General features: G+C 43.6%; 19 protein-coding genes. 16 read left to right on the plus strand and 3 right to left on the minus strand.

All coding sequences use genetic code 11. From position 1 onward, the window contains the following. Positions 1 to 4: 4 nt before the first annotated feature. From LRM41_RS00810 to murD, 9 genes are all read left to right on the plus strand, one after another. Positions 5 to 709: an ABC transporter ATP-binding protein gene (locus LRM41_RS00810; protein ID WP_353524509.1), complete on the plus strand. Its 705-nt coding sequence runs from the start codon at positions 5 to 7 to the stop codon at positions 707 to 709. Next, positions 699 to 1,043 carry a PadR family transcriptional regulator gene (locus LRM41_RS00815; protein WP_243819053.1) on the plus strand — a complete coding sequence of 115 codons (345 nt, stop codon included), beginning with the start codon at positions 699 to 701 and terminating at the stop codon, positions 1,041 to 1,043. The genes LRM41_RS00810 and LRM41_RS00815 overlap by 11 nt, the downstream gene beginning before the upstream one ends. Next, positions 1,043 to 2,320 (plus strand): PspC domain-containing protein, encoded by a 1,278-nt coding sequence (locus LRM41_RS00820; protein WP_243819054.1) that lies wholly within the window; start codon positions 1,043 to 1,045, stop codon positions 2,318 to 2,320. The genes LRM41_RS00815 and LRM41_RS00820 overlap by 1 nt, the downstream gene beginning before the upstream one ends. A 65-nt stretch (positions 2,321 to 2,385) precedes the next feature. Continuing rightward, positions 2,386 to 3,225 carry an undecaprenyl-diphosphate phosphatase gene (locus LRM41_RS00825; RefSeq protein ID WP_243819055.1) on the plus strand — a complete coding sequence of 280 codons (840 nt, stop codon included), beginning with the start codon at positions 2,386 to 2,388 and terminating at the stop codon, positions 3,223 to 3,225. 72 nt (positions 3,226 to 3,297) lie between these two features. Next, positions 3,298 to 4,539, plus strand: coding sequence for a serine--tRNA ligase (gene serS, locus LRM41_RS00830; protein WP_243819056.1), 1,242 nt, complete (start codon positions 3,298 to 3,300; stop codon positions 4,537 to 4,539). 29 nt (positions 4,540 to 4,568) lie between these two features. Beyond that, positions 4,569 to 4,940: a ribosome hibernation-promoting factor, HPF/YfiA family gene (gene hpf, locus LRM41_RS00835; protein ID WP_129636610.1), complete on the plus strand. Its 372-nt coding sequence runs from the start codon at positions 4,569 to 4,571 to the stop codon at positions 4,938 to 4,940. A gap of 125 nt (positions 4,941 to 5,065) precedes the next feature. Further along, the gene (gene secA, locus LRM41_RS00840; RefSeq protein ID WP_243819057.1) at positions 5,066 to 7,696 is read left to right on the plus strand and encodes a preprotein translocase subunit SecA; all 2,631 of its coding nucleotides are present in this window, start codon (positions 5,066 to 5,068) and stop codon (positions 7,694 to 7,696) included. A 15-nt stretch (positions 7,697 to 7,711) separates the two neighbouring features. Beyond that, positions 7,712 to 8,989, plus strand: a complete 1,278-nt coding sequence (locus LRM41_RS00845) for a M16 family metallopeptidase (RefSeq protein ID WP_243819058.1) — start codon at positions 7,712 to 7,714, stop codon at positions 8,987 to 8,989. A 36-nt stretch (positions 8,990 to 9,025) separates the two neighbouring features. Continuing rightward, positions 9,026 to 10,270 carry a UDP-N-acetylmuramoyl-L-alanine--D-glutamate ligase gene (murD, locus tag LRM41_RS00850; RefSeq protein ID WP_243819059.1) on the plus strand — a complete coding sequence of 415 codons (1,245 nt, stop codon included), beginning with the start codon at positions 9,026 to 9,028 and terminating at the stop codon, positions 10,268 to 10,270. On the opposite strand, the gene hpt is transcribed toward murD, so the two are convergent. After that, positions 10,267 to 10,806 carry a hypoxanthine phosphoribosyltransferase gene (gene hpt / locus LRM41_RS00855; RefSeq protein ID WP_243819060.1) on the minus strand — a complete coding sequence of 180 codons (540 nt, stop codon included), beginning with the start codon at positions 10,804 to 10,806 and terminating at the stop codon, positions 10,267 to 10,269. The genes murD and hpt overlap by 4 nt on opposite strands. Positions 10,807 to 10,857: 51 nt before the next feature. On the opposite strand from hpt, the gene prfB reads away from it, so the two are divergent. The 7 genes from prfB (at position 10,858) to LRM41_RS00890 (ending at position 16,917) form a co-directional block, all read left to right on the plus strand. Beyond that, positions 10,858 to 11,949: a peptide chain release factor 2 gene (gene prfB / locus LRM41_RS00860; protein WP_243819061.1), complete on the plus strand. Its 1,092-nt coding sequence runs from the start codon at positions 10,858 to 10,860 to the stop codon at positions 11,947 to 11,949. Positions 11,950 to 11,969: 20 nt separating this feature from the next. Then, the gene (gene ftsE, locus LRM41_RS00865; protein ID WP_129632464.1) at positions 11,970 to 12,653 is read left to right on the plus strand and encodes a cell division ATP-binding protein FtsE; all 684 of its coding nucleotides are present in this window, start codon (positions 11,970 to 11,972) and stop codon (positions 12,651 to 12,653) included. Then, entirely contained in the window at positions 12,653 to 13,639 is a 987-nt protein-coding gene (locus LRM41_RS00870) for a cell division protein FtsX (protein ID WP_243819062.1), read from the plus strand. Before ftsE ends, LRM41_RS00870 begins: the two co-directional genes overlap by 1 nt. A gap of 42 nt (positions 13,640 to 13,681) precedes the next feature. Then, positions 13,682 to 14,821, plus strand: coding sequence for a CHAP domain-containing protein (locus LRM41_RS00875; protein ID WP_243819063.1), 1,140 nt, complete (start codon positions 13,682 to 13,684; stop codon positions 14,819 to 14,821). Between the two features lie 61 nt (positions 14,822 to 14,882). Then, entirely contained in the window at positions 14,883 to 16,058 is a 1,176-nt protein-coding gene (locus LRM41_RS00880) for a S41 family peptidase (RefSeq protein ID WP_243819064.1), read from the plus strand. A 41-nt stretch (positions 16,059 to 16,099) separates the two neighbouring features. After that, positions 16,100 to 16,483 (plus strand): response regulator, encoded by a 384-nt coding sequence (locus tag LRM41_RS00885; protein WP_243819065.1) that lies wholly within the window; start codon positions 16,100 to 16,102, stop codon positions 16,481 to 16,483. Continuing rightward, positions 16,480 to 16,917 carry a hypothetical protein gene (locus tag LRM41_RS00890; protein ID WP_243819066.1) on the plus strand — a complete coding sequence of 146 codons (438 nt, stop codon included), beginning with the start codon at positions 16,480 to 16,482 and terminating at the stop codon, positions 16,915 to 16,917. Before LRM41_RS00885 ends, LRM41_RS00890 begins: the two co-directional genes overlap by 4 nt. A gap of 58 nt (positions 16,918 to 16,975) precedes the next feature. Here LRM41_RS00890 and LRM41_RS00895 read toward each other — a convergent pair whose 3' ends face one another. After that, the gene (locus LRM41_RS00895; protein ID WP_129632482.1) at positions 16,976 to 17,248 is read right to left on the minus strand and encodes a 50S ribosomal protein L27; all 273 of its coding nucleotides are present in this window, start codon (positions 17,246 to 17,248) and stop codon (positions 16,976 to 16,978) included. Between the two features lie 63 nt (positions 17,249 to 17,311). Further along, positions 17,312 to 18,505 carry a TRM11 family SAM-dependent methyltransferase gene (locus LRM41_RS00900; protein ID WP_243819067.1) on the minus strand — a complete coding sequence of 398 codons (1,194 nt, stop codon included), beginning with the start codon at positions 18,503 to 18,505 and terminating at the stop codon, positions 17,312 to 17,314. Between the last annotated feature and the right edge of the window lie 19 nt (positions 18,506 to 18,524).

Consider the following 18,524-nt stretch of genomic DNA (forward strand, 5'->3'; position numbering starts at 1 on the left):
GAGAATTGTTATGATTGAGCTTAAAAATGTGACGAAAATTTACGGCAAAAAGAAGAACCAATTTGTGGCGCTAAATGATGTGAGTTTGCGAATTCCGACGGGTGTGAGCGTGGCAATCTTGGGCAAATCTGGTTCAGGAAAATCGACGCTAATGCACGCAATTTCTGGCCTGGATCGACCGCAGCAAGGTGAGGTGATTATTGACGGTCAGGACATTCTGAAATTGAAACAAAAGCAAGTTGACGAGTTCCGCGCGAGAAAAATAGGTTTTATTTTCCAGAGTTTCTTTGTTCAGGGTAATGAAAGCGTGGCGGATAATGTGAGTTTGCCACTGGAAATTGTGAAAATGCCAAGGGGCTTGAGGGAAAGCAAGATTAACGCGGCATTGAAGGCGGTAGATTTGTATGAAAAGCGCAAAAATCGTGCGAAGGATTTGTCGGGAGGACAAAAGCAGCGTTTGGCGATTGCGCGGGCGATTGTTGGTGATCCGCAGATTATTTTTGCGGACGAACCGACGGGAAACTTGGATAGTGAAACTGGCGCGAAGGTGGAAGAATTGCTGTTCAATTACAACAAGCAAGAAGGCGCAACGCTGATTATCGTGACGCACGACGTTGATTTGGCTAAAAAATGCGATTATCAAATCCTGATCAAAGACGGCAAAATTAAGGGCTCTAACATACCGAAAGAAGGTAAAAGTGGACGTTGATAGCTATGCGGAAAGTTTGGCGGTCCAATTGCGAAAAGGATTTTTGGTTTACTGCGTTTTACTGGTTTGCTCTAATAAAGCGCAGTACGCCGGCGACATTGTTAAGCAGTTGAACAATTCGGATTTAACCGTGGTCGAAGGTACGATTTATCCGCTGCTGAATAGATTGCAGAAGGATGGATATTTGCAACACGAATGGCAGGAAAGCGAGCAAGGTCCGCCGCGAAAATATTATTCATTGACAGATCACGGCGATCAGTTGATTCACGAACTTAAAGATCGCATAAATATGTTAAATAATTCGCTTGATAACTTAGAGAAAGGAATGAAATAATGAAGGAAATAACCAGGATTCATCTGGCAAAAACGGCGTTTAGTGTGGAAATTGACGCTAAGAAATCGCTAGAAAAATATCTTAATTCGATTCAGAAAAATATGCACGCCGACGCGGAAGCGATGAAGGAAATTGAGGCGCGAATGGTTGAAATTCTAGCCGAGCGTGGCGTGATGAAAGAAGGTATTATTAGCGACGATGACGTTTTGGCGATTAAAAATCAAATGGGCGAGCCGCGCGATTTTTCGGATGATAGCGATGATTTAACGGATGAATTGGCGGACGCTGGCGAAAAGCCAGAAAAGCAATTGATGCGCGATACAGATAGAGCTGTCATTGGTGGCGTGTGTGCGGGAATAGCGGCATACTTTAATATCAATCAGTTGTGGGTGCGACTGATTGCAATTGTCTCGCCGTTCGTAACATTCGGTACGATGGTGTTGGTTTACCTCGCGATGTGGGTGTCAATGCCGCCAGCAAAAACCGCGTCGGACAAATTACGAATGCGCGGGAAGCCGGTAACTTTGGCTGCGCTTAAGGAGGCTTCCGCTGATGGAAGTTCAACTGTGTCTGCCAGAAAAACTCCAATTGCGAAATTTTTCCAATATTTTGTCGGCGTTATGGTGCTGTTTACGACGCTAGCGATACTGTTTGGGCTGATTGTTGGCGGGGCGCTTGATGTTTCCGTGGTTAATATGCTTGGCGGTTTGAGTATGCAAATGTGGGCGTGGGGAGTATGGATTTCCTTGGCAATTGGCGGAATTGCGACGGTAATATTTGGCGCAATTGTAACGCGTAGCATATTCGCTTGGAAGATCAATCGATTGTCTGTAATCACAATGATCGTAGCGGCATCCGTTGTTTTTATGAGTTTGGCAAGCGCCGCAATATTTAGCGCGCACGCTGGCTTGGAATATGCACGTGAATCGCAGCAGCTCACGAAGAAAGTAAATATCGATATTCCAGATACGACAAACGCTAATTCAATTTTTATCGATATGCCAGTGGGGAATGTTTCGCGAATAAATTCTGACAAATTTAAGGTGGAAGCGGAGTTTGTGGATTTGCCAAAGGCGAATAAGCCAGAAATTAACGTGCGTCGCGATGGCGATAAAATTGTGCTGTCCGTTTCTGAGAAGTGTAACGCGATATTCTTTGACGGTTGCTTGAATTTTTATAAGCCGATAACTGGCTTGAAAATTTATGCTCCTGCGAGCGTGAACGTTAGCGGCTTGTTCTATCACAACTCGATTGAAGTGGAAAACCCCGAATCTTAAGCTCACGCATTTGAATGATTTTACCGCTAATGCTACACTTGAAGGATGAAAGGTAATTTTTAGACGTGGCTTGGTGGCAAGCAATTATTCTCGGCGTAATTGAGGGAATTACGGAATTCTTACCAATTTCTTCGACTGGACATTTGACGATTGCCGAGAAAATGATGGGAATGCGAATTGACGACCCGAGCGTCGTGGCTTTTACGGCGATAATCCAGATCGGAGCAATTTTGGCGGCGGTGATTTATTTCTGGAGCGACATCTGGCGAATCCTGCAGGCTTGGTGGCGTGGTTTATGGTGGAAGCGGGCGCGTCGAAAGTTTGATTATAAATATGGTTGGGCAATTATTGTCGGCTCAATTCCTATTGCGATTGTCGGATTATTATTTAAGCACGAAGTTGAAACGGTTCTGCGCAGTTTGTGGTTTGTGGCGTTCGGGTTGATTGGCTGGAGTGTTGTTATGTGGCTAGCTGACAATCGCGCGGTAAATAACAAGCGTGGCGAAGCCGAGACGAGCTGGAAAGACACTCTGGCTATTGGCGCGGGGCAGTGCTTATCGCTCATTCCAGGAGTTAGCCGTTCTGGCGCAACAATTTCAGTCGGTTTATTCCGTGGATTTGACCGCGTGTCGGTTACGAAATTAAGTTTCTTCTTGGGTATTCCAGCACTAGTCGCAGCAGGACTATTGGAAGTCGCTACCGAATATAAACACATTTCTGGCGGCGTTGGCTGGACTCCAACTATAGTTGCCACGGTAATCTCATTCGGTGTCGGCTATTTGGCCGTGTCGTGGTTATTGAAGTTTATTCAGAGTAATAATTTCCGACCATTCATAATTTATCGATTCGCATTAGGTTTGGTGTTATTGGCTATGCTTGGTGTTGGAGTGATTTCTCACGTTTAAAAGAGATAAATTTAGCAGTATTTCAACTGCTCTTGAGGCTATTTTTATTCAGAATTGTTATATAATGAAGATATGTTAGACATTAAGTTCATCCGAGAAAATGTCGATTTGGTGCAAAAGTCGGCAAACGATAAAGGCTATAAAGTTGATATTGCGGCATTGTTGCAATTAGATGATGAGCGCCGCGATTTGCAGAAGCAGGTTGAAGCGCTACGCGAACAGCGCAATGTTATTTCAGCGAAAATGAAAGGCGGCCGACCAGACCAAGAGTTGATTGATCAGGGCAAGCAATTGAAAGTTGAGCTGGCAGAGCGTGAGAGCTATTTGAAGTCGACCGAGGAAAAAGTTGCGGCAATTCTTAAAAACGTCCCAAACATCACTTTTGACGACGTGCCTCTGGGTGGCGAAGAAGATTCCGTTGAAGTAAAAGTTTATGGCGATTGTAAAACTGGCGCAAAAGACCATTTGGATTACGCTGTAAGTCGCGGCTGGGTGGACTTTGAGCGTGGCGCTAAGGTGGCTGGCGCGAAGTTTTATTATTTGAAGGGCGATTTGGCTTTATTGGAAAATGCCGTAACTCAATTTGCTTTGGATTACGTAACAAAGCAGGGCTTCACATTTATGACCGTGCCGCATATGGTCAATTTGCGAACAGCTGAGGGCGCAGGTTTTACTCCGAAGGGCGAGGGCAGCAACGAATATGTAGTTGACGGTGAAGATTTGACGCTAATTGGTACGGCGGAAATGCCATTAACTGGCTACCACGCGGACGAAATTTTGGACGAAAAAGATCTGCCATTGCTGTATGCTGGATATAGTCCTTGCTATCGAAAAGAGGCGGGAACGTACGGCAAGCACACGCGTGGTCTGTTCCGGGTTCACCAATTTAATAAACTGGAAATGTATGCGTTTTGTTTGCCTGAGCAATCTAAAGAAATTCATGAGAAAATTCTTAGCGTTGAAGAGGCGCTTTGGCAGCAAATTGGGATTTCTTATCACGTGGTTAATATTGCGGCGGGCGATTTGGGTGCGCCGGCTGCGAAGAAGTACGACATTGAATATTGGTCGCCAGTTGATCAAACTTATCGTGAACTGACGAGTTGTTCGAACTGTACTGATTATCAAGCTCGTGGTTTAAATATTCGAATCCGCCGAGAAAACGGTACAATTGAATCTGTTCATACGTTGAATGGAACTGCGGTATCGTTGGCTCGCTCACTGGTAGTGATTTTGGAGAATTTCCAGAATCCAGATGGAACTTTGACCGTCCCAGAGGTACTGCGTCCATATATGAATGGTCGTGACGTGATATAATAAGAGCGTATTAGTTAGTAGGAGGAAAAATGATTAAGGATATTACAATTACTGGCGTTAAATATGAGCTGAACGCTACAACAAAAAAATATGTTGAAAGGAAAATTGGTTCGTTAGGTAAATACTTGCCGCGACATGCCCGAAAGAGTGCATCTGCAGACGTTAAGATTAGGCAGATTGACAATCCTGGCGGCAACAAGTATGAAGTTGAAGTAATTATCAATGTGCCAGATAAGAAAATTGTAGCTAAGGATTCAACCATGAACGTTTTGGCTGCGGTGGATATCGTTGAAGCTAGGTTGAATGGTCAAGTTCGTAAGTATAAAGACGATGTGTTGGCTCACGTTGGCGGAAGTCGCGGAATTTTGGCGAAGCTGAAGCAAACTTTCGGTCGAAAATAATTGATAGATGAAATTAGCAGAAAAGCGTTCAGATTCTGGGCGCTTTTTCTTTTCAAATTGTCTGAAAAAAGTTATAATAAAAGAAGTTTTTGAAAATGCCTGAAAGTGAGGGAGTTTTAAGGTTTATGGCAATTACACAACAAAAAGCGCTGAGTAAGATTTTTGGCGATCCACAGAAGAAGATTTTGAAACGATTGCGTAAGCAAGTTGACGTTATTAACGGTCTGAATGACAAATATGAAAAAATGTCCGACAAGGAGCTTCGGGCGCAAACTGATGAGCTTAAAAAGCGTTTGTCGAAGAAGAATGTGACGCTTGATACGATTTTGCCGGATGCGTTTGCCGTGGCAAGGGAAGCTGCTAAGCGTGTGATTGGCGAGCGTCCGTATGACGTGCAGCTAATTGGCGGTATGGTTCTTCATGAGGGTAACGTTGCCGAGATGAAAACTGGTGAAGGTAAGACTCTTGTGGCGACGCTGCCAACTTACTTGAATGCTTTGGAGGGCAAGGGTGTTCACGTGGTGACGGTTAACGACTATTTGGCGCAGCGCGACGCTGGTTGGATGGGTCAAGTATATGATTTCCTAGGTCTGACTACTGGTGTGATTATCAATGAGGCGTCATTTGTTTATGATAAAGATTACGACAATGAGCATCACGACGATCCTCGAATGCGCAAGCTTCGTCCAGTTTCGCGTAAGGAAGCTTATGCTGCGGACATTACGTACGGAACTAACAACGAGTTTGGCTTTGACTATTTGCGCGATAACATGGTTAATGATGTCGATTTGCTCAGGCAGCGTGAATTGAACTTTGCAATCGTTGACGAGGTTGACTCAATCCTGATCGACGAAGCTCGTACGCCACTTATTATCTCTGCTCCAGCGGCTGAAAATCCTGACAATTATTACACGTTTGCTAAAATCGCCGCGAAGTTGGTTCCGGAAGATTACGTTTTGGATGAGAAGCGCCGAAGTGTTGCTTTGACTGATGAAGGTGTTGAAAAAGTTCAGAAATTGTTGGGAATAAAAAACTTGTACACACCAGATCACGTGCGCAGTGTTTATCACATGGACCAAGCATTAAGAGCACAGACATTGTTCAAGCGCGACAAGGATTATGTTGTAACCAACGACGGTGAAGTGATTATTGTTGACGAGCATACTGGTCGTTTGATGCAGGGCCGCCGTTACAACGAAGGCTTACATCAGGCAATTGAGGCAAAAGAAGGTGTTCCTGTGCTGGAAGAGAGTATGACCTTGGCGACAATTTCCTTCCAGAATTATTTCCGTCTGTACAATAAATTGAGCGGTATGACTGGTACGGCGTTCACTGAAGCCGAAGAGTTTCAACAAATTTATTCACTTGATGTTATCCAAATTCCACCGAACAAGCCAGTTATTCGCGAGGATAAGGAAGATCTGATTTTCAAGACTGAAAAGGCCAAACTGAAAGCTGTCGCTGAGGCGATTAAGGATTACCACAAGCAAGGTCGTCCTGTTCTGGTTGGCTCTGGTTCTATTGAAAAGAACGAGCAAATTGCCAAATATTTGGAAAAAGAAGGTATTAAATTTGAGATTCTGAACGCTAAGAACAATGAGCGTGAGGCTGCGATTGTTGCGAAAGCCGGTGAAAAAGGCGCAATTACTTTGGCTACAAATATTGCCGGCCGTGGTACCGACATTAAGTTGGGTGAGGGAGTAAAGGAGCTTGGTGGCTTGGTTGTTATCGGTTCAGAGCGACATGAATCACGCCGAATTGACAATCAGTTGCGCGGTCGTGGCGGACGCCAGGGCGATCCAGGCGAGACTCAGTTTTACGTTTCGACCGAAGATGATTTGATGCGAATTTTTCAGGGTGAGCGAATTGCGTCGTTGATGGATAGGCTGGGCGTTGATGATGACACACCAATCAGAACTCGCGCCGTATCGAAAACATTGGAAGCGGCGCAGAAGCGAGTTGAAGGCTACAATTTTGATACGCGCAAAAATGTTGTTCAATACGATAATGTCATTAATCGCCATCGTCGAGTTGTTTATGTAATGCGACGTAGGATTTTGGAAGGCGATAATATTAAGCCAGAAATTGAGCGATTGTTGCGAGCTAAAGTTCACGAATTGACAACTCTTCCATCAAAGAATAATCCAAAGTTTGTCGAGGATTTCTCGGTTATTTTCCCGGTTGATGAGGAAAAAATTGAAAAGGTTGGTAAGGAAAAGAAAGATCGTTTGCGCTATGAGAAGGCGCTGGAGTTGGCTGAAGAAGCTTACGCAGAGAAAGAACGTGAGATTGGCGCTGATAATTTGCGTGGAGTTGAGCGCGAAGTTTACATGGCGGTGCTGGATACATTGTGGATGCAGCACTTGGAAAATATGCAACATTTGCGCGAGGGAATTCACTGGCGAAGTGTTGGGCAGCGGGATCCTTTGGTGGAATATCGATCAGAATCCCAGAAGTTGTTTGAGAGTTTACAGGCTAATCTCCGCGATGAAGTTCTGGCAACGATATTTAATATTCATAAAGCCGACGCTACAGTCCGTCAATCTCAAGATGACGAATATGACACCGAGCTAACTAGGTTGGCGGAAAATGCCGTTGAGCGTGGCGTAAATGAAATTGGTTCGGGCGAGGAAAATCGCGACGATGACTTCTCTGTGAAAAAGGGCAAGACTAGCGCGGAATCAAATCGTGCGAAGAATCAAGCTCGAAAGAAGAAAAAGACTCAGCGACAGAACCGTAAGAAAAATCGTAAATAATCAGAGAATTAGGCAATGAAACATACAGTTGAGGAAATTAGACTGAAGAATGGTGCGCGCGGCTTGTTGATTGACGTTCCAGATGCTACGGTAATGAGTTTTCAGGTGCAGTTCAGGGCTGGCAATCGCTATGTTCTGAATAAAGATATTTACGAAACAGCTCACATTATGGAGCATATGGCGTTTGGTGCGAATGAAAAGTTTCGTTCGGAGCACAATTACGAGCAAGAATTTACTAAGAACGGCGCTTATCACAACGCTTACACTTCTGACTATTCAATGGTTTATGAAGCGATTTGTGCGGATTTTGAGTGGGATAGGATTTTGGAGCTTCAGAGGTTGGCTATTACAACGCCACGATTCAACGCTGATGAGCTTGAGGCGGAAAAGGGAAATGTTCGCTCTGAATTGACTGGTTATCTTAACAATCACAATCGCGTGATGTGGCCGCGTATTCAGCAGGCGCTGGGTGAAGATATTTTGACATATAATCAGCGTCTAAAAACAATTGCTAATATTGAACTGAAAGACATTAAAAATCATCACAAGCGAACGCATACTTTGAAGAATATGCGGTTTGTGGTGGCTGGAAAAATGGCTGGACGAAAAGCGGCTATTAAAGAACACCTTGAGGGCTGGCAATTAGAGACGGGCGAGCGATTCGTTATTCCGCGTGATGAGCCGCGCAGGGCTAATCCGGTTTTAGTCAGACGAAAAGAGGCGACGAATTTGACGTTTGGCTGGTCAATGATGATTCCGCGCGAGTTAAGTGATGAAGAAGTCACGGCTATGAACGCATTGAACCACATTCTGACTGGAACGATGAGCTCGAGGATTTTTGGCGCAGCTCGTAAAAAAGGCCTGGCGTATGGCATTTTTAGTGATACGTCGATTGGTTTTTACGATTCGGCTTGGGATTTTGGCGGACAAGTAAATGTCGAAACCGCAGAAAAGCTCTTTGATATTATCGTGAGAGAGTTGAAGAAGGTTTTGGCTGGATCTATTTCTGAAGAAGATTTGGAGAGTGTGAAATCGTATTCGTTGGGTCGTTATCAAATGGGCGCTCAAACTGTCGGACAAGTAAGCAATTTCTACATAGGACGATATTTTGCTGATGATTTCGTGAGAGATTATGCCGCCGTTCCAGATTCTATTTTGGCGGTAACTCCTGACCAGTTGATTGAAACGGCTCGTCAATTTTTTGCATCCAACACATGGACGTTGGCGGCAGTTACTTCGGAAGAAAAAGAGCTATTAACAAAGCTGTACGATAAGCTCGACAAGTTGTTCTAGGGTGTAATCGTAAATTGCCCGTGATATAATCAGGTTATGAAAATTGTCATTGCTGGTTTTGGTGTTGAAGGTCAATCTAATTTGCGTTATTTTCGAGAGAAGTTTCCGGAAGCTGATTTTTTAGTGGCGGACGAGCGTGAAAAAGTAGATAATTTGCCGGAAAATGTGGCTTATCAGGCGGAATTTTCGGGACTGGAAGATGCAGATTTAATCGTTAGGTCGCCAAGTCTTCCGCCAAAAAAGATAAAGACTAGCGGTCGAATCTGGTCGGCGACAAATGAGTTTTTCGCCAATTGCCCAGCGACTATAATTGGCGTGACTGGCACAAAAGGCAAGGGAACGACGTGTAGTTTTATCTCGTCGATTTTGCGCGCGACAGGTAAAACCGTTCATTTGGTGGGGAATATTGGCGTGCCAGCTTTGGATATTTTGCCGAAAATTGAGAAAAACGACATCGTTGTTTACGAATTGTCCAGTTTTCAATTGTGGGATTTGCAGAAATCTCCGCACGTTGCCGTGGTGCTGATGATTGAGCCTGATCACTTGAATGTTCACGCTGATTTTAATGACTATTTGGCGGCAAAAGCGAATATTACTAAGTCTCAAACCGCTGACGATTATGTTGTCTATAATTCTCAAAATGAGTTTAGTTCGTCGATTGCAGATGCGAGTTTGGCGCAGAAAAAGGAATATCCATTTGTTCTCTCGGACGATATAACTTCTGCGATTCACTTGCCGGGGAAACATAATATTGACAATGCGTGCGCGGCGATAGCGGCAGTGAAATCGATTTTGCCGAACGTGTCGGATGATGAGATAAAGAGGGGGCTTAGCGAGTTTACGGGGTTACCACATCGGCTGAAGTTTGTTGCTGAAAAATACGGCGTGAAATATTACGATGACAGTATTTCGACAACTCCAGGCAGTGCGATTGCGGCATTAAAAGCTTTTATGGAGCCGAAAATTTTGATTTTGGGCGGTTCGGATAAAGGCGCGGACTATTCTGAACTAGCAAAAGAAATTGCCGGGCAAAACGTGCGACTGATAATTATCAATGGCGCTAACGCGGATGAAATTAGGGAAGTTTTAAGGGAAGAAAAAATTGATTGCGAAATTGTCCAATTGAATATGACAGGAATGAAAGAAGTTGCCAAATTAGCCAAAAATAAAGCGCAATCTGGCGACGTGGTGATTCTTAGCCCGGCCGCTGCCAGCTTTGATATGTTTAAGGGCTATTCTGATCGTGGTGAGCAATTTGTCGCCGCCGTAGAAGAACTTTAATCTTGATAAACTTCTGGTTTTAAGACGCCGATGTATGGTAAGTTGCGATATTGCTGGCGAAAATCCAGACCGTAGCCAACGACAAATTCATTCGGCGTGTCAATACCTACATAGTCGGCTTTTGCATCAACTTCGCGCCGTGCTGGTTTGTCTAATAGCGAGCATATTTTTACCGACGCAGCATTTTTTGCGGCAAATAAATCTCTTAGCGCTTGGGCGGTTCGACCGCTGTCAATTATGTCCTCAACTATCAACACATGCCTATCCGTTACGTCGGTGTCCAAATCTTTGATAATTTTTACAGATCCAGAAGATTTTGTGTCGTCGCCGTAGCTGGAGACTGCCATGAAGTCAATTTCCATATAGCAATCCATCGCTTGTATCAAGTCGATCATAAACGGCGCTGCGCCGCGTAAAATGCCCACGACAACAGGATTTTTATCGTGATAATCCTCGGTCAATTTTTTCCCAAGTTTCTGAACTGCCGTTTTTATTTCTTCGTTTGTAAATAGAATTTTCTCAATATCTTTATCCATCTTTTTATTTTAACAGAGAATTGAGCGCTGAAAAATGGTACAATAAAATATATGCAACCGCTAAAAAAGAAAATTGGTGAATTAGAAAAAGAAATTGAACAGGCTAAAAAAGCGCTGAAGTTTTCTGATTTGGAGCAGAAATTGGCGGAACTGGACGATCAATTAAACCAGCCAGAAATTTGGAATAATCCTGATTACGCCCAAGAATTAACGAAACAGGCCGCCAGCCTTCGTCAGACCGTCGAGCCTTGGCAGACTTTGACGGTGCAGGTTGGTGATATGGTGGAGCTGATGGAGCTTGGCGATGACGATTTGTTGCCAGAATTCCAAGCGCAAGTTGAAGCGATTGAGAAGAGTTTTGAGAGCCATAAAACCGATTTGTTATTCTCTGGCGAATATGACAATCGCTCGGCAATTATGCGTATTTCTGCTGGAGTTGGCGGACTGGACGCTCAGGATTTTGCGGCAATGTTGGAGCGAATGTATTTGCGCTGGGCGGAAAAATCTGGAATGAAGGTTGATATGCTGGAACGCTCAACAAATGACGACGCTGGAATTAAAACGGTCGTTTTGGAGATTTCTGGATCTTTTGCTTATGGAAAACTGCGGTCGGAAAATGGCGTGCATCGTTTGGTGCGATTAAGTCCGTTTAATGCGGACAACTTGCGGCAGACTAGTTTTGCGCTTGTCGAGGTTTTGCCGAAAATTGACGCGCCCGATGAAATATCAATTGACCCGAATGACTTAAGAATTGACGTCTATCGTTCGGGCGGCAAGGGCGGTCAAGGTGTAAATACGACGGATTCGGCGGTTCGGGTGACGCATGAGCTGACGGGAATTACGGTGGCTATTCAGAATGAGCGCTCGCAGATTCAGAATAAAGAAACGGCGTTGAAGATTTTGCGGTCAAAATTGCTAGCGATGAAATTAGAGCAACACGCCGAAACTTTGTCGGATCTTAGGGCTGGCGAATCGGCAAACTGGGGTAGCCAAATTAGAAATTACGTTTTGCATCCATATACGCTAGTTAAAGATACGCGCACAAAGCACGAAAACCGCAATGCTCAAGGTGTTTTGGACGGTGATATTGACGAATTTATCACGGCGTATTTAGAACAAAATGCTAATTCTAAAAATATTTAGCTTATGTTATAATACTAGTAATGATTCTGTTAGATAGGGTAACGAAGAACTACGGAAAAAGTAACAAGCCGGCGCTGAACCGAGCAAGCATTCATGTTGGCGCTGGTGAATTTGTGATTATTGTTGGCACGTCGGGTGCTGGCAAATCGACACTTTTAAAGCTTTTGACTCGCGAAGAAAAGCCAAGCTCTGGAAAAATTGTGGTTGGCGGAATTGATTATGACAATTTGAAGGACAAACATATTCCGCTGTTGCGTCGGAAAATTGGCGTGGTCTTTCAGGATTTTAAGTTACTTCCGAATCGAACGGTGTTTGAAAATGTGGCGTTTGCGCTGGAAATTGCTGGAATGACAAATCGAGAAATTAAGGCAACTGTGCCGAAGGTTATTGAGTTGGTTGGTCTTAAGGGGAAGGAAAAGCATTTTCCTCATCAGCTTTCTGGTGGTGAACGTCAACGTGTAGCGATTGCGCGTGCGGTGGTGCGTCAGCCGAAGATTCTGATTGCAGATGAGCCGACTGGAAACTTGGACCCGAAGCACAGCTGGGATATTGTTCGCTTGCTGGAAAAGATTAACAAGTATGGCACGACGGTTATTTTGACGACTCACAATGTGGAGATTGTTAACAAGTTGAAGCGACGTGTTATTACAATTGATCATGGTAAAATCACCTCTGATCAGGCGAGAGGGAGTTATAAACAGTAATGAAATCAGCTAGTAAATCCAACAAGAACAAAGAAACTATCCGTATACGTCAGCGTCGAAGAGGTTGGTTGACGTTTGTCAGAATGTGCCGATATGGTATCAATAACTTTAGTCGTAATGCCTGGCTAACGATTGCTGCGACCGCGGTGATGAGCGTCACGTTGATTATCGTGTTTATAACATTATCAGCGCGTCAGGTTTTGGTTGACACTGTTTCAAATGTCTCCAAGCGTGCCGATATGTCAATTTACTTAAAGGGTGATACGCCAGAAAAAACGATTAAAACGATTAAATCTCGAATTGAAAAATTAGATAATGTCGATAGTGTTAAGTATATTTCCGCAGAAGAAGCGCGCGAAAAGCAAGCTGAGCAATATAAGGACAATCCAGACACGCTCGAGGCGATTCGTGAGTCTAGTAATGAAATGTCGGCGACGCTTCGTGTTTCTGTGAAGGAACTGAATAACCAGCAATCATTAAATAATTTTGTGAAAACTGATGATTTGTATAAAAAATATAAAGATCCTAACAGGGAACCATCATTCTCGGGCGAGCGCCAGCAAGCTATTAAAACAGTTGGTAGTTGGGTGAGATTGGCGAGTATCGGCGGTTCAATCGCTACAGTTGTTTTCGTGGTGATTTCATCGCTTGTGGTCTTTAACACTATTCGTATGGCAATTTTCAACCGCAAGGACGAGATTGAGATGATGAAGTTGATTGGCGCGGAACGCAGCTTCATCAGAGGTCCGTTTATCGTTGAGGCCATAATGTATGGATTTATCGCGGCAATTATCGCAACGGTGGTTGGGTATGGGCTGTTAATTTTTGCACATGATCCGATGGTAAAATACGGAATTCCTATCGATAATCTTTTGAATCATCTAAAAATGTACGGCGTGCTGGTTTTCTTGAGTATGATTCTGGTCGGCGCGGCAATTGGCGTGGCATCTTCTTGGGTAGCAACTCGCAAATATCTTAAGCTGTAAAAGTCCTTGACATGCTGATTATGCTTATGCTAACATAGACGTATGAAACTACGGTCCACCACACCAGTTTCGGCATCATTAGTCAGCAGAGCGTCTCTGGTGGCGATGTCTGCATTGCTCGCTGGATCGGGCATTTTTGGCTTGGCATCACACGTATTAGCTCGCGACTATAACGCCGAAATTCAGGCAAAACAACAAGAAGCAGACAACTATAATTCTGAGGCTTCGCGCTTGGGTGAGATGGCTGATAGTTTACAGGCGGAACTTGATAAGATAAACGGACAAATATCAGCTATTCAGACACAGATTTCTGATAGCCAAAAGAAGATTAATAGTCTTAATGATCAGATAAAAAAGAACGAAGAGCTAATTAAGCACAATCGTAAAGCAATGGGGCGAATTTTGGCGGATTTGTATGTTGATGATCAGATTTCGCCACTGGAGATGCTTGCTAGCTCAAAAAATATTAGCGATTACATTGACAAGCAGGAACAGCGTAATTCTTTGAAAACTTCATTGAATGATAAGATCAAAGAAATTAAATCTTTGCAAAAAAAGCTGGAAGAAAATAAGAAATCTGTCGAGAATACACTTCGCGACCAAGAATTGCAGCGTAATGCGATGGCAGCTAAGCAATCTGAAAAAGCAAAGCTGATTACTGATACGAAAAACGATCAGAATAACTACGCAGCTCTGGCTCAGAAGCGTAATTCTGAGGTAGCGAAGTTGCGAGAAGAACAGGCTGCTGCTAACCGACGAGCTCTTGGTGGCAGTAATGTTTCGATTCCGGGCGGCGTACCTGGCGGCGGTGGCTATCCTGGCGCTTGGGCGAGTGCTCCACTCGACGCTTATGTCGATCCATGGGGGCTATACACGCGTGAATGCGTGAGCTACGTGGCTTGGAAAATTCATAGCACTGGACGATATGTTCCGCATTTTGGTGGCGCAGGCAACGCGAATCAATGGCCGTCAACTGCAGCGCGCTATGGTATTTCTAGCGGCTCAACGCCAAAAGCTGGTGCGGCTGCTGTGATGAATATTGGATATTATGGACACGTTATGTATGTTGAGTCCGTCAATGGCGACGGAACTATTACCGTTAGCGATTATAACTTTGCCTGGGATGGTTTATATAGGCATTACACACGCTCAGCTTCAGGATTGACATACGTTTACTTCTAATCAGCATAGTGATACACAAAAACGCTCGTGTTAAACGGGCGTTTTGTAGTATAATAAGCATATGGTTACGGGAGAAAAAAGACAGCAATTAAGTTGGTTTTTGACGCTTGTTATTGTGGCTATTGTTAGTTTTGTGGCGGGAGCTCGATCTGATGCACTGTTTGCTAACGTAGCGTCGGTATTTGGCGTTAGAACTTCAAATAAGACGATTGACTTATCTAGTGTTCAAAAAACATATCAAGAACTGATTGCTAATTATGACGGAAAATTGGATACTCAAAAGCTAATTTACGGTGCCAATCGTGGATTAGTCGAAGCGGCTGGCGATCCACACACAGTATATATGGATCCTGATGAAACGAAGGAATTTGACAAGTCATTAAGTGGTCAAATTGGTGGTGGAATTGGTGCGGAGATTGGTCTTAGGAATAATAAGCCAACTATCATAAAACCTCTGGAAAACAGTCCAGCTCAGAAGGCGGGAATTAAGGCTGGTGAGGTGATTGTTAAGGTGAATGATGAGGCTTCTTCTGACTGGTCAGTGGAAAAAGTTGTGAGTAAAATTCGCGGAGAAGTTGGTACGTCCGTTAAATTGACGTTATTAAGCGGTGGTCAAACGCATGAGGTGTCGGTAGTGCGTCAGAATATAGTTTCTCCGGCAGTAGAGTCGGAAATTGATGGAGAAATTGGTATTTTGAAAGTTAACCGATTTGGCGATGATACAGTGAGCTTGGCCAGGAAATACGCTTCGGAGTTTGTTGAGAAAGGTGTTAAAAAGGTGATTTTGGACTTACGGAATAATCCTGGCGGAACGGTTGGAGCTGCTCAAGGGCTATTGGGTATTTGGCTAGACAATCAAATAGCTATGACCGAGCGACGGGGTTCTGAAATTGTTAAAACGCTGCGTACAACTGGAACGCCAATTCTGGGCAATATGAAAACGGTGGTGCTTATTAACGGTAACAGTGCCAGTGCTAGCGAAATTACGGCTGGGGCGCTTCGTGAATACGGAAAAGCCACGCTGGTTGGGCAGAAGAGTTACGGTAAGGGAAGTGTGCAGATCGTGCTTGGGCTGCCTGGCGGGTCGCAAATGAAGGTTACGGAAGCTAGATGGTACACACCAAAGGGCAAAAATATAGATAAAACTGGTATAGAACCTGATGTAAAAGTTGATCTTTCGTCGGATGATGTCAATAATAACGTAGATCCGCAGATGGATAAAGCGAAGTTGTTATAAAGCTTGTGTTTTTGGGCTGGACAACATAAAATGGAGATAGTATGAACGGACAAAAAAAGAAGATTTTACTAGTTGAGGATGACATGGCTCTGTCTGCGGTTTATAGGTCGCGGCTGGAGATTGAAGGATTTGACGTCAGAGAGGCTAACAATGGAGAAGACGCTCTGTCTGCTACTGTTGAATATCATCCAGATTTGATTCTTTTGGATGTGATGATGCCAAAGATTAGCGGTTTTGATGTTTTGGATATTCTTCGTAATACGCCAGAAACTGCTAACGTGAGGATTATTATGCTGACGGCGCTTAGTCAGCCAAAGGACAAGGAGCGCGCTGAGAGCTTGGGTGTTGATGATTATTTGGTGAAATCTCAGGTTGTAATTGGTGACGTTGTGGCTCGCGTAAAGCATCATTTGGGTATTCAGTGAATAATCCTGCGATCTCAGAGATGATAACATCTGAGTCAGGTAGAATTAGAGATCTTGAGGCTTCTAGGGCTGAGTCTGTGAATAAATTTAAGAATGATATAAATAGTCTTCTGGAGGGTCTAAAAAGTGAGATTGAAAATGAAGACGAGAAGCGTAGGCCTCTAGTTAAGTTAACTGAGCACGTAGATCAGATGGGTGTGAATAATACGGTTCTGAGTGAGGCAACTAGTGGCTTGTTGGATAAATTAATAAGAATAAGAAGTTATATTACGGAATCACAGAACAGTAGATGGGGAATAGACTACTACAAAAGTAGCATATCTCAGGTGATTGATGAAATTGTTAATGATTTGTCGATAGCTAGTAAGCGCCGTCGGGACATCGTAGGTGATGTTGAGGGAATTAAGCGTGAAGGATATTATCAAAAAAGGTAATTGGTATTAAAATAACTCCGTATTTGCCGGAGCTATTTTAATAAAAAGTTTTTACCGATTAAAGAACAACAACTTGCGTTCGGCGTTCTGATTTGCCAGTAAACTTGGTTTTCTTAACTGACTTAAAGCCAACTACGCCATCTTTTGCAGCGTGGATGGTGAAATTGCGGCTAACGTATGTGCCGTCACCAGCGATCTTTGTGGCACCAGTTTGGCGAACTAGAACTTCTCCAGCGGAAACTTTTTGACCGCCAAATCGCTTAACGCCAAGACGTTGACCAGCATTGTTGTGGATATTCTTACTAGAACCACCAGCTTTAACCTTTGACATTCTTTACTCCTTATAGTTTCTATAAAACAATCTGTTCTAGTTTATCGAAAATAAAGCCAGTTGTCAAGCGGTTTTGGCTATATCTGCGGGTTTTAATGCCAATATTTCTCTGGCAACAACTTGATCTTCGCGGTAATATAAGAGGTTTTTATCGATAATTTGCTGATATCCAAGTTTTTTAAGATTTTTTATCAGAGGTAGGTGGGTGAATTTACCTTCGTGATTTTGCCACGCTGGAACGGCTATACAAAGCATCGTGTCTGGGCGGATTTGCGAATGGATATTTTGTAGAAAATCGCTAATTATGTGATTACAATTTCCGACTACTTCGTGAAGTTTTTCTGGGCTTGGCGGAGCGGAAAACGGCTGACCTAAATATGTTTCGCAAACAACTTGAGAAATTCGCTTCTTCTGCTCGTCTGTTAATTTTACAGAGGTGGCGTCGGCCTGATGTGCTTGCCAGAAAGTGTTTGTCGAAAAAGTTTTTTCCACCCAGTTCATATTTTCAGTCGTGTAAGATATCATCTTATCGCTCAAATCGCTGCCATAAGCATTCACGCCGATAAGCGCAGCTTCTTGTAGTACCGTTCCTGTGCCACAGAACGGATCCCAGAGGTAATCGTTAGGTTTTGCGCCAGATAGGTTAATCATAATTTGTGCAAGCTTGGGCGGAAGCATTCCCACGAAGGCATCGCGCTTTGGTCGTCCGCGGTCGCGCTGAGTATACGAATTGATATTTTGAGCACCACGACTTTCAGCGATTATCAAATCTCCATACACGTTCTTAGCTATGATAATTTCAATTTTCGCCTCAGACCTGCCGAGTTTATTATTGTGAGAGGTCGCAGTGGACAGAGCGGCAGTTTTATTAGGAATTAGACGCAAACTGACACTAGATTTTTTCAGGTTATTTTTTAAGATAATTCCGATTTTTTGGACGTTTCTCGGATCTGTTTTATTGCCATAAAAACTTATTCCAAGCGTTATTTTTTTCTGGCTATGTGAAAGTTTTTTCGTGTATTTTTCAACAATAATTTTTGAGGCTTGAAGCAGGGTGTTGTGATCTGATTTTTGCGACTTTATTTTCGTGATGACTTGTCCGCATTTAATCGTTCCACCGACATTGTCAATTGAAAAATTGTCGCAATTAACCGTGGCGGCTTGGTTGGAGATTTTTTGGACATTTTTAGTACCGTAAACCGCCTCTAATTCAGCGATAGAGATTTCTGATTGACGGCCAAGAATAGCTATAAACATATCGTAATTATAACATTTA

Origin of the sequence: Candidatus Nanosynbacter sp. TM7-087 (genome assembly GCF_022828365.1) — a bacterium.
Lineage (GTDB): Bacteria > Patescibacteriota > Saccharimonadia > Saccharimonadales > Saccharimonadaceae > Nanosynbacter.

Excerpts from the sequence above, each read along its gene's own strand:
- LRM41_RS00820 (WP_243819054.1), top strand. The coding sequence starts at position 1,043 with ATGAAGGAAATAACCAGGATTCATCTGGCAAAAACGGCGTTTAGTGTG.
- serS (WP_243819056.1), top strand. The coding sequence starts at position 3,298 with ATGTTAGACATTAAGTTCATCCGAGAAAATGTCGATTTGGTGCAAAAG.
- hpf (WP_129636610.1), top strand. The coding sequence starts at position 4,569 with ATGATTAAGGATATTACAATTACTGGCGTTAAATATGAGCTGAACGCT.
- secA (WP_243819057.1), top strand. The coding sequence starts at position 5,066 with ATGGCAATTACACAACAAAAAGCGCTGAGTAAGATTTTTGGCGATCCA.
- LRM41_RS00845 (WP_243819058.1), top strand. The coding sequence starts at position 7,712 with ATGAAACATACAGTTGAGGAAATTAGACTGAAGAATGGTGCGCGCGGC.
- murD (WP_243819059.1), top strand. The coding sequence starts at position 9,026 with ATGAAAATTGTCATTGCTGGTTTTGGTGTTGAAGGTCAATCTAATTTG.
- hpt (WP_243819060.1), bottom strand. The coding sequence starts at position 10,806 with ATGGATAAAGATATTGAGAAAATTCTATTTACAAACGAAGAAATAAAA.
- prfB (WP_243819061.1), top strand. The coding sequence starts at position 10,858 with ATGCAACCGCTAAAAAAGAAAATTGGTGAATTAGAAAAAGAAATTGAA.
- ftsE (WP_129632464.1), top strand. The coding sequence starts at position 11,970 with ATGATTCTGTTAGATAGGGTAACGAAGAACTACGGAAAAAGTAACAAG.
- LRM41_RS00870 (WP_243819062.1), top strand. The coding sequence starts at position 12,653 with ATGAAATCAGCTAGTAAATCCAACAAGAACAAAGAAACTATCCGTATA.
- LRM41_RS00875 (WP_243819063.1), top strand. The coding sequence starts at position 13,682 with ATGAAACTACGGTCCACCACACCAGTTTCGGCATCATTAGTCAGCAGA.
- LRM41_RS00880 (WP_243819064.1), top strand. The coding sequence starts at position 14,883 with ATGGTTACGGGAGAAAAAAGACAGCAATTAAGTTGGTTTTTGACGCTT.
- LRM41_RS00885 (WP_243819065.1), top strand. The coding sequence starts at position 16,100 with ATGAACGGACAAAAAAAGAAGATTTTACTAGTTGAGGATGACATGGCT.
- LRM41_RS00895 (WP_129632482.1), bottom strand. The coding sequence starts at position 17,248 with ATGTCAAAGGTTAAAGCTGGTGGTTCTAGTAAGAATATCCACAACAAT.
- LRM41_RS00900 (WP_243819067.1), bottom strand. The coding sequence starts at position 18,505 with ATGTTTATAGCTATTCTTGGCCGTCAATCAGAAATCTCTATCGCTGAA.